The 12,988-nt window shown below is 65.5% G+C and carries 11 protein-coding genes; 8 read left to right on the top strand and 3 right to left on the bottom strand.

Annotated elements, in window-relative coordinates; genetic code table 11:
* Nucleotides 1-539, bottom strand: a 539-nt coding sequence (locus ACTS2Z_RS05040; RefSeq protein WP_442572135.1) for a gamma-glutamyltransferase, incomplete at its 3' end; no start/stop codon positions are given.
* Nucleotides 540-600: 61 nt separating this feature from the next.
* Nucleotides 601-1,557, bottom strand: a complete 957-nt coding sequence (locus ACTS2Z_RS05035; RefSeq protein WP_442572134.1) for a LysR substrate-binding domain-containing protein — start codon at nt 1,555-1,557, stop codon at nt 601-603.
* A gap of 348 nt (nt 1,558-1,905) precedes the next feature.
* Between ACTS2Z_RS05035 and ACTS2Z_RS05030 the strand changes: the two genes are divergently transcribed.
* From ACTS2Z_RS05030 to msrA, 8 genes are all read left to right on the top strand, one after another.
* Entirely contained in the window at nt 1,906-4,296 is a 2,391-nt protein-coding gene (locus tag ACTS2Z_RS05030) for a TonB-dependent receptor plug domain-containing protein (protein WP_442572133.1), read from the top strand.
* Between the two features lie 118 nt (nt 4,297-4,414).
* On the top strand, nt 4,415-5,398 hold the full coding sequence (locus ACTS2Z_RS05025; protein WP_442572132.1) for a P1 family peptidase: 984 nt from the start codon (nt 4,415-4,417) through the stop codon (nt 5,396-5,398).
* Nucleotides 5,399-5,630: 232 nt separating this feature from the next.
* On the top strand, nt 5,631-5,924 hold the full coding sequence (locus tag ACTS2Z_RS05020) for a hypothetical protein (RefSeq protein ID WP_442572131.1): 294 nt from the start codon (nt 5,631-5,633) through the stop codon (nt 5,922-5,924).
* A 137-nt stretch (nt 5,925-6,061) separates the two neighbouring features.
* Nucleotides 6,062-7,588, top strand: coding sequence for a L,D-transpeptidase family protein (locus ACTS2Z_RS05015; RefSeq protein WP_442572130.1), 1,527 nt, complete (start codon nt 6,062-6,064; stop codon nt 7,586-7,588).
* Nucleotides 7,589-7,691: 103 nt separating this feature from the next.
* A complete protein-coding gene (locus ACTS2Z_RS05010; RefSeq protein ID WP_442572129.1) occupies nt 7,692-8,699 on the top strand; it encodes an N-acetylornithine carbamoyltransferase in 1,008 nt (335 codons plus the stop codon).
* Nucleotides 8,696-10,051, top strand: coding sequence for an acetylglutamate kinase (locus ACTS2Z_RS05005; RefSeq protein WP_442572128.1), 1,356 nt, complete (start codon nt 8,696-8,698; stop codon nt 10,049-10,051). The genes ACTS2Z_RS05010 and ACTS2Z_RS05005 overlap by 4 nt, the downstream gene beginning before the upstream one ends.
* A 4-nt stretch (nt 10,052-10,055) precedes the next feature.
* Nucleotides 10,056-10,997 (top strand): N-acetyl-gamma-glutamyl-phosphate reductase, encoded by a 942-nt coding sequence (argC, locus tag ACTS2Z_RS05000; protein ID WP_442572127.1) that lies wholly within the window; start codon nt 10,056-10,058, stop codon nt 10,995-10,997.
* A gap of 108 nt (nt 10,998-11,105) precedes the next feature.
* On the top strand, nt 11,106-11,735 hold the full coding sequence (gene msrA / locus ACTS2Z_RS04995) for a peptide-methionine (S)-S-oxide reductase MsrA (protein WP_442572126.1): 630 nt from the start codon (nt 11,106-11,108) through the stop codon (nt 11,733-11,735).
* On the opposite strand, the gene ACTS2Z_RS04990 is transcribed toward msrA, so the two are convergent.
* A partial coding sequence (locus ACTS2Z_RS04990) for an ArnT family glycosyltransferase (RefSeq protein WP_442572125.1) occupies nt 11,732-12,988 on the bottom strand: 1,257 nt, incomplete at its 5' end. The genes msrA and ACTS2Z_RS04990 overlap by 4 nt on opposite strands.

Below are 12,988 nucleotides of genomic sequence, written 5' to 3'. Positions count from 1 at the left end.
GACGAGGTGCGTCCCGAAATCGGGAAGCCTTCCTCCGACAGGGTGATCCCGGCCCCGAAGCCCTCGGCCCAGTCCAGCCGCCCGTGTTCCTCGTGCGCCATGGCCAGCATGGCAACGACGCCGGGAACGCCGGTGGACTGGCCGCTCTGCCAGGCATCGAGATAGGCGAGGGGCTCGCCATTTTCGTCCAGCCAGTAATCGGCCGGTGTTGCAGCAGGCGCGGTCTCGCGCCCGTCATAGACCGTGATCGCGCCGTTCTGTGCATCATAGCGCACCATGAAGGCACCGCCCGCAATGCCGGAGCTTTGCGGCTCGACCAGTCCCAGAACCATCTGGACGGCAATGGCCGCGTCCACCGCGTCGCCGCCACGGGGCAGCGCTTCGAGGCCTGCCTCTACCGCCAGCGGGTGGGCGGCGGCTACCATCGCCGCTTCCGGGCCGGGTCCGCTCTCTTGCGCAGCATCGCTGCCGCCTCCGACCGAACAGGCGGCCAGCATGAAGGGAAGGGTGGCGGCAAGCAGGAAGCGGTTCAGGTGCATGGACGCTCTCTCTTCTTCAAAACGTGTCAGGTGTGAAACTGTGGTCTGGAGGCGGGCTTGGCTAGACCCCCGCTGTCTCAAAGGGCCTCGCTGCCTCGGCGAGTTGTACGGTCAGCGCCCGTGCGGCGCGGCTCAAGGGCCGTCCCTCCGGCACAAGCAGATGATAGCGCCAGTTCAGCGGCGTCACGCCTCCGGCAATAAGGGTGACGAGGCGGCCCTCGCTCACCGCGCCTTCAGCCAGCGATGCCCGCACCAGCGCCACGCCCCTGCCTGCAATCGCGGCCCGCACGGCGTGATCGGGTGCGCTGACATGATCGCCCTGCGCCATGCCCGCGCGCTTCAGCCCGTTCCGGTCGAGCCAGGCCTGCCAGTCGGGCTGGGCCGGATCGCGCGGCATGGAGGTGTCGTGAATGAGCGGAAGCTCTGTCACCGCCCGGCGCCAGTCGCGCCCGCACGCCTCGAACAGGTCCGGGCTCAGCGCCGGCATGACGCTGTCGGACAGAAGAGGGCGCACGCCATAGCCCGGCCACTGGCCATCACCGAAGCGTATCTCGATATCAAGGCGGAACCGGTCGAGATCATCCGGGCCGGGATCGCTGATCAGGCTGACATCGCCGTGTCCGCCACTGGAAAGGCGCGGGGCGAGCCAGGCGGCCGCAAATGCGCCCGGCGCGCCCAGGCGCACCCGTGCCGGCGCAGCGCCGGCCTGACGCAGGCGCGCACTTGCCTCGGCAAGGCTTGCAAACGCCTCATGCAGGAAGGGCGCCGCGTCAGCGGCCTCCACGGTCAGGAGCACGCCCTGCCCGGTGCGTTCAAGCAGCCGGGTTTTTAGCACATCTTCCAGAAGCCGGATCTGCTGGGACACGGCGCCGGGCGTCACGCCCAGCTCTCTCGCAGCCGCAGCAAGACTGCCGCGCCGGGCCGCAGCCTCAAACGCGCGCAGCGCGTTCAGCGGCAGCAGGCCGGGGCCAGCGGCGTGGGCCGGCTCGGTGTCATTCAGATTTTCTGATGGCGCCATTAGACCTGCTCGATTGTTGCGGCCATTGAATATCCGCCTTCTGTCCCCGAAATCCTGCGCCAATGGTGGTCAGTCACTCCTTCGATGAGGAGGAGAGGGACCGCCAGTGCGTAGTGCGAGTTTAGAGATGCTTCAGGCTGCGGCGCAAGCGGCAGCGGAAGGCGGGGTGTGTTGCTGTGACGCAACATCCGTCATTCAACTGTCGCAAAGTCAGGGGGCAGGTCTGGCCAAGCGGCTGGCCCGACCCAATGTCCGGACAATCCGGGCGGAGTTTCCGGTACCTGCGTTGCGGTGCAGCAAGGGTGCCGGGTGTAATTTTCACCGAGTATGAAGAAGGGGATTGGACCCATGAAAACCTTGTTATCCAGCACGGCCCTCGCACTGGTTGCCGCCAGCGCGGCCCTTGCCCAGCAGCCGGCCAGCACGCCGGAAGAAGTGATCGTTGTCACGGGCACGCGCTCGGAAGGGCGCACCGCCTTGCAGACGCTCGCGCCGGTCGATGTGATCTCGAATGCGCAGCTTGAAGCCAACGGCTCCACCGAGCTTAACGTCGCGCTGAACTACGCCGTTCCCTCCTTCTCCTTCCCGCAACCTTCGCTTACTGACGGCACGGACTCGGTCCGCCCGGCGACGTTGCGCGGCCTCGGCCCGGACCAGACCCTCACCCTCGTCAATGGCAAGCGCCGGCATGTCAGCGCGCTGGTAAACCTCAATGGCTCCGTGGGCCGCGGTGCAGCCGCCGTTGACCTCAATACCATCCCGACCAGCGCCATCGGCGCGGTCGAGGTGCTTCGCGACGGTGCTGCCGCCCAGTACGGTTCCGACGCCATTGCCGGCGTCATCAACGTGCGCCTGCGCGAGGCGCGTGAAGGTGGCGGTGCCACGCTGACCTATGGCCAGAACGTGACGACCGTTCCCCTCCTGAGCGGCGATCGTGACGAGACCGACGGCGAGACGCTCACCGCTGCCGCGTGGGCGGGCCTGCCGCTTGGCGCTGATGGCTTCCTGACCATTTCAGGCGAGTTCCGCGACCGTGAGGCCACCAACCGCTCCGGCCCCGATCCGCGCCAGCAATATCCGGCGGCCAACGATCCGCGCGAAGCGAGCTTCAACCGGCTCAATCACCGCTTCGGTAACCCGAATGCCCGCGACATCACGCTGATGGCCAATGCCGGCATTCCCTTTGCCAATGGCAACGAGCTTTACGGCTTTGCCAGCTACCAGAACCGCGAGGCTGACTCCGCCGGCTTCTATCGCCGGGCGCTCGACGCCCGCAACGTGCTGGCCATCTATCCGGACGGCTTCCTGCCGCTGATCGCGCCGGAAGTGGAAGACTATTCGCTCGGCGGGGGCCTGCGCGCCCAGCTCGGCGAATGGTCGGCGGATGCGAGCCTGGTCTATGGCCGTAACCAGATCGACTACACGATCGAGAACACGCTCAACACCACGCTCGGCGCAGCCAGCCCGACCCAGTTCTACGCCGGTCAGCTCGCCTACAGCCAGGCGGTCGCCAATTTCGACCTCGTGCGCCAGTACGCGGTGGATGCCTTTGCCGGTCCGCTCAATGTCGGTCTCGGCCTCGAGGCCCGCTACGAGAATTTCGAGATCGGTGCCGGTGAGCCGGGTTCCTACATCCAGGGCACGTTCCCGGGTGCTCCGGGCAGCCAGGTCTTCCCGGGCTTCCAGCCGAGCAACGAAGTTGATGCCAGCCGCGAATCCTTCAGCGCCTATGTCGATTTCGAAGCGGATGTTACCGACCGCCTTACGCTGTCGGCTGCCGCCCGCTACGAGAATTATTCCGACTTCGGCGACACGCTGAACGGGCGCGTGGCCGGCCGGTTCGAGATCAGCGATGCGCTGGCGCTTCGCGGTTCGGTCAGCACGGGCTTCCGGGCGCCGTCGCTGCACCAGTCCTTCTTCACCTCGACCGCAACGGTGTTCACCGGCGGCGTGCCGTTTGAAACCGGCACCTTCCCGGTCTCCAGCCCCGTGGCCATCGCGCTCGGTGCCACGCCGCTCGAAGCCGAAACCAGCGTCAACTACTCGCTGGGTGCGGTGTTCACCTCAGGCGGGTTTGCGCTCACCATCGATGCCTACCGCATCGACATTGATGACCGCATCCTGCTGTCGGAGAACCTCAACTCGGCGGCCGTGCAGGCCATCCTGCCGGCAGGTGTGACCTCGGCCCGCTTCTTCCTGAACGCGGCTGACAGCACCACCGAGGGCGTGGATATCGTGGCGAGCTATGCCTGGACGCTGGAGAATATCGGCGAGTTCAACGCCACGTTTGGCTACAACTACAACACGGTTGAGCTGAGCAATATCCAGTCGACCGGTGTGCTCTCCTCGCTTACCCCGCCGCCGACCATTTTCGGGCGCCAGTCCACGCTGCGCCTCGAGGAAGGCACGCCGCGTGACAAGTTCATCCTCGGGATTGACTGGTCGCGTGACCGGCTGGGCGGCTTTGCCCGCGCGACGCGATTCGGCGAAACCCTGTCTCCGGGCACGGCGGCGGCCAGCGACGTTACCCTGTCCGAACAATGGGTCGTCGACCTTGAGGGCAATGTGGACATCACTGACCGCATCAACCTCGCCATCGGCGCGAACAATGTGTTCGACACCTATCCGGACAATGTCCCGGCGGGTCTGGACTTCAACGGCATCCTGCCCTTCTCGTCCTTCTCGCCTGCGGGCTTCAATGGCCGCTATGTCTATGGCCGCGTCCGTGTGAACTGGTAATCTCCTCGTCCCGTCAGGGATGAACACAGGAACCCCCGCAAGCGCCGCTTGCGGGGGTTTTCTTTTGCCGGGCGCGCCAATCCGGCTAGGCTTTCCTGCAAGCCGTTCCGGGGGACGAATGATGCGCAATGACCTGACCGATATTGCCGGGTTGAAAGTGGGACAGGCCGAGGATGGGCGTGCGCGCACCGGTGTGACGCTTGCCCTTTTCGATGAACCGGCCGTGGCGGCCATCGATGTACGCGGCGGCGGGCCCGGCACCCGCGAGAGCGACGCGCTGCGCCCCGGCGGTCTGGTCTCTGCGGTTGATGCGATCCTGCTGTCGGGTGGTTCGGTCTACGGGCTGGGCGCAGGCGATGCGGTCTGTGCGGCGCTGGGCGCGCAAGGGCGCGGTTTTGCGCTGATGGAACAGCCCGGCATTCCCGCCTCGCCCATCGTGCCGTCAGCCATTCTCTATGATCTCGCCAATGGCGGTGACAAGAACTGGGGCGAGACACCGCCTTATGGCGCGCTCGCCCGCGCGGCGCTGAACGATGCTGCGGCCGGCGCACCGGTCCGGCTCGGCAAGGCAGGGGCGGGCTTTGGCGCAAATGCGGGTACGCTGCCTGGCGGCACCGGCTCGGCGAGTGCCCGCACGCGCGACGGGCTGAGCGTTGCCGCTCTGGTCTGCGTGAACAGCTTCGGCTCTGTGCGGGTGCCAGGATCAGACTGCTACTGGGCCGCGCCTTATGAGCAGGATGGCGAGTTCGGAGGGCTTGGCTGCGCGGCGGCACCGGTTGAGGATCTGGAAGACTGGGGGGAGGCGAAGTTCAATCCTTCCCCGCGCACCAACACCACGATCGCGCTTGTTGCGACCGATGTGACCCTGACACCCGATCAGGCCCGCCGTCTCGCTGTCATGGCGCAAGATGGCATGGCCCGCGCCATTCGCCCGGTACACACACCTTTTGATGGCGACATAGTCTTCGCCGTCTCTACCGCGCGGCAGCCCTTGCCCGGACCTGAGCCGTTCAGCCTTGCCCGGCTTGGCAGTCTGGCAGCCGATTGTCTGGCCCGCGCCATCGCGCGCGGCGTCCATCACGCCTGCATGACCGATCTGTAAGATTTGTGAATGCTGTTTATCGCAAGAGGCGTGCAACCAAACCGGGCAGGTGTGCGTTGTTACCGTGCGGGATATTTAGCAAATTCAACCCGAATGGGCCTGTTATTGCTTGACGCGAGGAAAATAAGCTGTTGGCTTTCTTTCGCGGTTATTCCGTGGGGCTAGGATAAACCGGGGCACGCAAGCGCCGCCGGCCTCTTCGATGGACAGGTCATTGATGGAGACGTTGACGATGAAAAAGTTTGTTCTGGCTGCATTCGCTGCAAGCGCCATTCTCGCGGCTTGCGAGCAACAGGGCCCGGCCGAGGAAGCCGGCGAAGAGATTGATGAGGCGCTCGGCGCCGAGGAACAGTCCCAGGTAGAGGAAGCCATGGAAGACGCCGGCGAGGCGGCTGAAGAGGCTTGGGAAGACACCCAGGAAGCTGCCGAGGATGCTGGCGACCAGATGGAAGAGTGGGCTGACGAAGCCGGCGAAGCCATGGAAGAGCCGACCGAGGAAAACCCGGAAGACGGCGCTCCTGAATAAGTAACACCTGATTTTTCAGGCGTTGGAAGGCCCCGGACCTGAAACCAGGTCCGGGGCTTTTTGCATTAACCCTCTTTTGGCGTTCTCAAGCCCTTAGGCTCTTGTTAACCTCCGTAAAGAGGGAAGGGGGAAGAGGCATGCGCGCACGCGCCTTGTCGTCACTGGCATGCGTGCTGGCGGTTGCCGGCCTGCTGGCGCTGAGCGGTCAGGGCCATGCGCGTCAGGCATGGAGCGAGTCCCATATCGCCGACCTTGCCGATGCCCTGAGCGAGGTCTGGACACACGGCCTCACGCCCGATCACTACCCGGCGCCGGAGGCACTCACCGCGCTGCCGCCGGGCTTTGAACGGGATACGCTGGCGCGCGATGCGTTTCTGGCGCTTGCGCGCGACCTTGCCCTTGGCCGCATCGATCCGCGCTATCTGGAGCCGGACTGGACTGCGCCGCCGCGCGCGTTCGATTTCGAGCTGATCCTTGCCACGGCGCTGCGCGAGAACAGCGTCTTCGACACGCTCGAAGGGCTCAGCCCGACCCATCCCGACTATATGGCGCTGCGGCGCGAACTGGTCCGGCGCCATGCCTTGATGCGTGCGCACGTGCCTGTCGGGCAGGGCGAGAACCTGGAGCCCGGCATGAGCGGCGAGCGGGTCGATGCGCTGCGCGCGCGGCTCTACCAGGAAGGCCTGCTCGCCCGGATGGCACCGCCGGGCACACCTTACGACGAGCATTTGCGCACGGCGCTCATCCGGTTTCAGGCGCGGCATAATCTCGCGGCCGACGGGGTGGCGGGGGCAGCGACGCTGGCTGAACTCGACGCCGCGCCGCGCCACCGGCTCGATCAGGTCCGGGCCAATCTGGAGCGCTGGCGCTGGGTGGCGCGGGATCTGGGCGAGCGCCACATACGGGTCAACCTCGCCGATTACCGGCTGGAGGCCTGGTCGGGCGGCGAGGCGGAGCGGGTGCACCGCTCCATGATCGGGCGCGGGTACAATCGCACGCCGGTCTTTTCCGAGGACATGACCTTCATCGAGATCAACCCGGTCTGGTACACGCCGATGGGGCTTGGCGCGCCGTGGCTGCGCCGCTTCCGTACCAATCCGGGCTATGCGCTGGCATCGGGCTTCCGCCTTGTCGATCTTGATACCGGCAGGGTGGTGGACCCGTCCGGCGCGGACTGGGCCAATGGCCGCTACCGCGTTATCCAGTTGCCCGGCAGCGGCAATTCGATGGGGGAGGTGAAGTTCATGTTCCCCAACATCCACAATATCTACATCCACGACACGCCGCACCGCGAGCTGTTCGATGCCGTCCAGCGCAATGAATCGTCAGGGTGTGTCCGGGTGGACGAGCCGCGCGAGCTGGCGTGGTGGATACTTCAGGGCGAAGAGGGCTGGACGCGCGAGAGCATGGAAGAGGTGTTCGAGGCGGGCCGCACCCGGCGCGTCTGGCTGCGCCATCCGGTGCCGGTCCACATCCTCTACTTTACGGCGGTGTCCGACCGCTTCGGGCAGGTCCGTTTCATCCACGACATTTATGACCGCGATAATGCGCTGATCGCGGCGCTGGACGCCGATGCGCGCGGCGAGAGCCTGATCGTGGAAGACACCACTGATGCCACCCCCGCCTCCATGGAGGCGCTTTCCGCCGAAAGCTCCTCAGGATGACGGGGCCGAAGACGGGCCGGGCGCTTACACTCCCATTTGCGTGACAGGGCGATGAGCGCTAAACGCGTGAGCTTTCCATGGCCTGATGGAGGCGCGCGAAACGATGCGGCATTTCCTTTCCACCGCAGACTGGTCGAGGCAGGAGCTTCAGGCGCTGATCGACCGTGCGCGCGAGTTCCGCAAATCCCCGCAAGGTGACGCGCTCAAGGGCAAGTCGATCGCGCTGGTCTTCTTCAATCCGTCGCTGCGCACGCGCACCTCGTTCGATCTGGGCGCGCATCAGCTGGGCGGCCACGCCATCGTGCTCGATGCGCGCGGCGGCACCTGGCCGGTGGAGTTCGAGGACGGGGCCGTCATGGACGGCACCGCCGAGGAGCATGTGAAAGAAGCCGCGCGCGTGCTCTCTTCCTATGTGGACCTCATCGCGATCCGCTGTTTTCCGAAGTTCGAGAACTGGACCGCCGAGCGCGAGGACCCGCTGATCGAGGCCTATGCGAAATACGCGACCGTTCCGGTGATCAATATGGAGACGATCGTCCATCCCTGTCAGGAGCTGGCGCACATGATGGCGCTGCAGGACGAGATCGGCGATGTGGCGGGCCGCAATTATCTTCTCACCTGGGTGCCCCACCCCAAGCCGCTCAACACGGCGGTGGCCAATTCCAGCCTGCTCATCGCGTCGAAATTCGGCATGAATGTGCGCCTGCTCATCCCCGACGAGGTCTATCGCCTCGACGCGCGCTACATGGATGCGGCGAAATCCTTCTGCGATCAGGCAGGCGCGAGCTTCACCGTGCATTCCGACATTGCCGAGGCCTATGACAATGTCGATGTCGTCTATGCCAAGAGCTGGGGCGCGCTGCCCTTCTTCGGCCAGTGGGAGGGCGAGGCGCCCTACCGCGCCAAGGGCGCAGGCTTCATGATCGATGATGCCAAGATGGCGATGACCAATAATGCGCGCGTCAGCCACTGCCTGCCCATGCGGCGCAATGTGAAGATCGCGGACTCGGTGGTGGATTCGAAAAACTTCATCGGTCTGGCCGAGGCGGAAAACCGCCTGCACGTCCAGAAGGCGATCATGGAGACGCTGGTTGCGGGAGGGACGAATTGACCGGACCCGATAGCGTCCCGCAGGCGCCGGAACGGGCCGGGGGTACGGCCCCGGTGCGCTCGGCGATTGTCCAGCTCCTCTCCCAGATGCGCGACGGCAAGGAGATACGCGAGTATCTGACCCGCTTCTCGCGCCTCGATCAGGAACGCTTTGCCGTTATCAAGGTTGGCGGCGCGGTGATGGAAGAGGAAATGGCGGCCCTCTCGGCCTCGCTCGCCTTCCTGCAGACGGTCGGCCTTGCGCCCATCGTGGTGCATGGCGGCGGACCGCAGCTCGACAAGGCGCTTAGCGAGGCCGGTATCGAGACGGTGCGCAAGCAAGGCCTGCGCGTAACGCCGCCCGAAGCCATTCCGGTCATTCGCGATACGCTGACACGCGTCAATCTGGAGCTGGTGCAGGCCATCCGCGATTGCGGCGGCCGGGCAGCGGCCATTCCGTCTGGCGTGTTCGAGGCAAAGCTGATGGACGAGGCCGAGCTTGGCCGGGTGGGTGATCCCACGCGGGTGCGCCTCGAGCTGGTGGCGGCGGCTGCGCGCGCCGGACAGGCCCCGATCCTGGCCTGCCTGGGCGATACCGCTGACGGGCGCCTGGTGAATATCAATGCCGATGCGGCCGTGCGTGCCCTGGTGCATGCGCTCCAGCCCTACAAGATCGTCTTCCTGACGGGGACCGGCGCACTGCTGGACGAGGCCGGCAAGCCGCTTTCGGCCATCAATCTGGCGACCGATTTCGACGAGCTGATGGACGCTGACTGGGTTTCGGGCGGCATGCGCCTGAAGATGGAGGAGATCAAGCGCCTGCTCGATGATCTGCCTCTCTCCAGCTCGGTCTCGATCACCAGCCCGGCGGAGCTGGCCAAGGAATTGTTCACCCATGCCGGGTCCGGCACGCTGGTACGCAAGGGCGAGCGCATGCTGGACCTGACCGACAAGAGCCAGATCGACCGTGCGCGGGCGACAGTTCTTGTCGAGACGGCCTTCGGGCGTCCGCTGATCGAGGGCTATTTCGACCAGCTCGATTTCGACCGCACCTTCGTCACGGAAAGCTACCGGGCAGCCGCGATCACGGCGAAGCTCGATGATGTCGTCTATCTCGACAAGTTTGCCGTACTGGACGAGGCGCGCGGCGAAGGCCTTGGCGGCGCGGTCTGGCGCAAGCTGATCGCCTATGCGCCGCGCCTCTACTGGCGCTCGCGCAGCGATAACCCGATCAATGAATTCTACTATGCGACGTGCCATGGCGCGGTGAAGGCCGGCCACTGGACGGTGTTCTGGCGCGGCGAAAGCGATCTGACGCGCATTCCGGCCATGGTGGAGCGGATTGCGGCCCTGCCCGCGACGCTGAGGAGTTAGGTTCATGCTGACGGTCGGCCTTGTCGGCGCGCGCGGTCATACGGGCAAGGAGCTGGTGGCGATCCTGTCGCGCCGCGATGACATGCGCCTGGTCTTTGCCTCCTCGCGGGCGATGGCGGGCGAGCCGGTCTCGAACCTTGCAGCCCAGGCGCGCGGCGATCTGATGTTCGAGGCGATGGGGCCTGAGGATATCGCCGCGCGCGGCGCCGACGCGGTGATCCTGGCCCTGCCCAATGGCGAGGCGGCGCCGTATGTGGCGGCGATCGAGGCGGCGGCGCCGGGAACGATCCTTGTCGATCTCTCGGCAGACTACCGTTTTGATGACAGCTGGACCTATGGCCTGCCGGAGCTTTACGGACGCGAACGCCTGAAAGGCGCGACGCGCATTTCCAATCCCGGCTGCTATGCCACGGCTGGACAGCTCTGCGTGCATCCGGTGCGCGACCTGCTGGCCGGTCCGGCGCATCTGTTTGGCGTATCCGGCTATTCCGGCGCGGGCACCACGCCCAGCCGGAAGAATGATGTCGAGGCGCTCAAAGACAATCTCATGCCCTATAGCCTGACCGGGCACATGCATGAGCGCGAGATGACCCGCCATCTGGGCCGCACGGTATGTTTTACCCCGCACGTTGCGCCCTTTTTCCGGGGTATTGTGGTTACCGCACAGCTGAAATTCTCCAGCCAGTGTTCACGTGAAATGCTCAAAGGTCGTTTTGAGAAGGCGTATGGCGGGCAGCGGCTGATCCGCCTCAGCGACACCATTCCGGAAATCCGCGACGGGCAGAACACTCCCGGTGCCGTGGTCGGTGGCTGGTCCGTAGACAAGAACGATTTTTATGCAGTTGTCGTGTGCGCGCTCGACAATTTGCTGAAAGGCGCTGCGGTGCAAGCCGTGCAAAACCTCGCGCTGGCTGCGGGACTGGACGAGTTTTCCGGCATCGCCTGAGACAGACGGGCACGGCCTTCGCCTGTCACAATTTCGCGTGCGGGGGTTTTCTCAAGCGCTGATCGCGTCATCTATTGATGAATAGAGCCGCCAGCCGGAGGAATGCCGATGCGTATCCTTGCCCTACTTGCCGCCGCCAGCCTGATCGCCTGCACCGAAAGTCCCGCCGGATCGGCGCAAGATGCGCCGGACGCGGCAAGCCTGCCGGAGGGGCAGGCCCGCGCGGTCTTCGCCTCGGGCTGTTTCTGGTGCACCGAGGCCGATTTCGAGGATCTGGACGGCGTCATCGACGTGGTGTCCGGTTATACCGGCGGCACGGTGGCGAACCCGGAATACCGACAGGTGGTCAATGGCAATACCGGCCATGTCGAGGCGGTGGAAATCATCTACGACCCTGACACTGTCAGCTACGAGGCGCTGCTGGACCATTACTGGCGCAATGTGGACCCGTTTGATGGCGGCGGGCAGTTCTGTGACCGGGGCGACAGCTATGCGCCCGCGATCTTCGTCATGAACGAAGACGAGCGTGCCGCCGCCGAGGCGGATTCAACCCAAATCGAGGCCCGGTTTGGCGAGGCGGTAGCGGTGCGTATCCGCGATGCGGAGCGGTTCTGGCCGGCAGAGGACTATCACCAGGATTACGCGGTCAATAATCCGATCCGCTATCAGCGCTATCGCTTTGGCTGCCGCCGCGACCAGCGCCTGCGCGAGATCTGGGGCGATGAGGCGGGCGGCTAATCGAGCACCGCTTCGCGCGCCTCGCGTGAGACCCGGATGGCATCCTCGAAGGCCTCTGTGCGCAAGACCGGCCGGTAGTTTTCGGCGATGAAGAGCTGGTAGTGGCGGGTGCGCCCGCCGCCCAGATCAATCTCGATATCTCCGGCATCCTCCATGGTCTCGAAATCGAAGGCCATGACCGGCACTTCCAGCGGGCGTTCGGAAGCAATCAGGACGCGTCCGGCATGCCCTGCGGGCAGGGACCAGCCCTGCTCGGCATGGTTGGTCACGCCGCCGTAGCGCATCCACATGTAGAACTCGGCATTAATCGCGCCGCCATAGCGCTGCATCTGGTGGAAATCATTGCGATTGTCGAAGACGAGCGTGTCGACGCCCGTTCGCTCCACGGCGTCGGCGAGCGCCGCGGCCGTCTCCGGCCAGCCGCGCACCCGCTTGAAGGCGTTGGCAAGGCCGACCTGCTCGGTCAGGGCGGGGCTCATGGCCAGCGTGGCAAAGCTGATGCCGACAAGCGTGTGCAGCGCCACCGAGCCGGCCAGCACCAGGCGGCGCCATTGCGGGCCTTGCAGCAGGGCGGCGACGACCAGGATCGTGGCAGCGGCATAGGCGCTGGCCGCCCAGTTGGCGTGGGCCCGGCTGATGAAGGCCTGTCCGGTCACGGCGAGAAGCGCCGGGGCGCAGAAGCAGGCGAGGACGACAAGGCGCGCATCGGCCCGGCCCTCCACCCAGCGGCGGGCTGTCACGGCCAGCACGATCAGAAGTGTGATGAAGAAGGCTGGCCCGAACACGCCCATCTGGTCGATGAGGAAGGTGAGGGCTTCCAGCGGATTGAACAGGTCCGCGCCCCAGTTGGCATTGGCCGCCGTGTGGGAGACGGTCGCGAAATCATTGCGCCAGTTCCAGATCAGGTTCGGCGCCATCAGGGCAAGGGCAATGATGCCGGCGATCGCGGTGCGTGGCTGGAGAAGCGCGCGGCGCGAGGTGGAATCGAGAATGGCCGCCAGTACCAGCCCGATGGCGAAATAGCTCATCGCGTATTTGGCGAGCATGCCGAGGCCCAGCCCTGCGCCGAGGGCCAGTACGGCCCACCAGCGCCCGCCATCCCTCAAGCCGATAAAGCCGTAGAGCGCGAGTGACCAGCAGGTCAGCAGAACCGCATCGGTCGACATGATGGCCGCCGAGAGCCAGACCGAGGGCAGGGTGATCCAGGCGGCGAACGTCCAAGCGGGAGCGGCCCCGCCGAACAGGCGCCGGGC

This window comes from Glycocaulis sp., assembly GCF_052168375.1.
Lineage (GTDB): Bacteria > Pseudomonadota > Alphaproteobacteria > Caulobacterales > Maricaulaceae > Glycocaulis.
The sequence above is the reverse complement of the archived record's forward strand: the minus strand, read 5'-3'. Positions and strand labels throughout refer to the sequence as shown.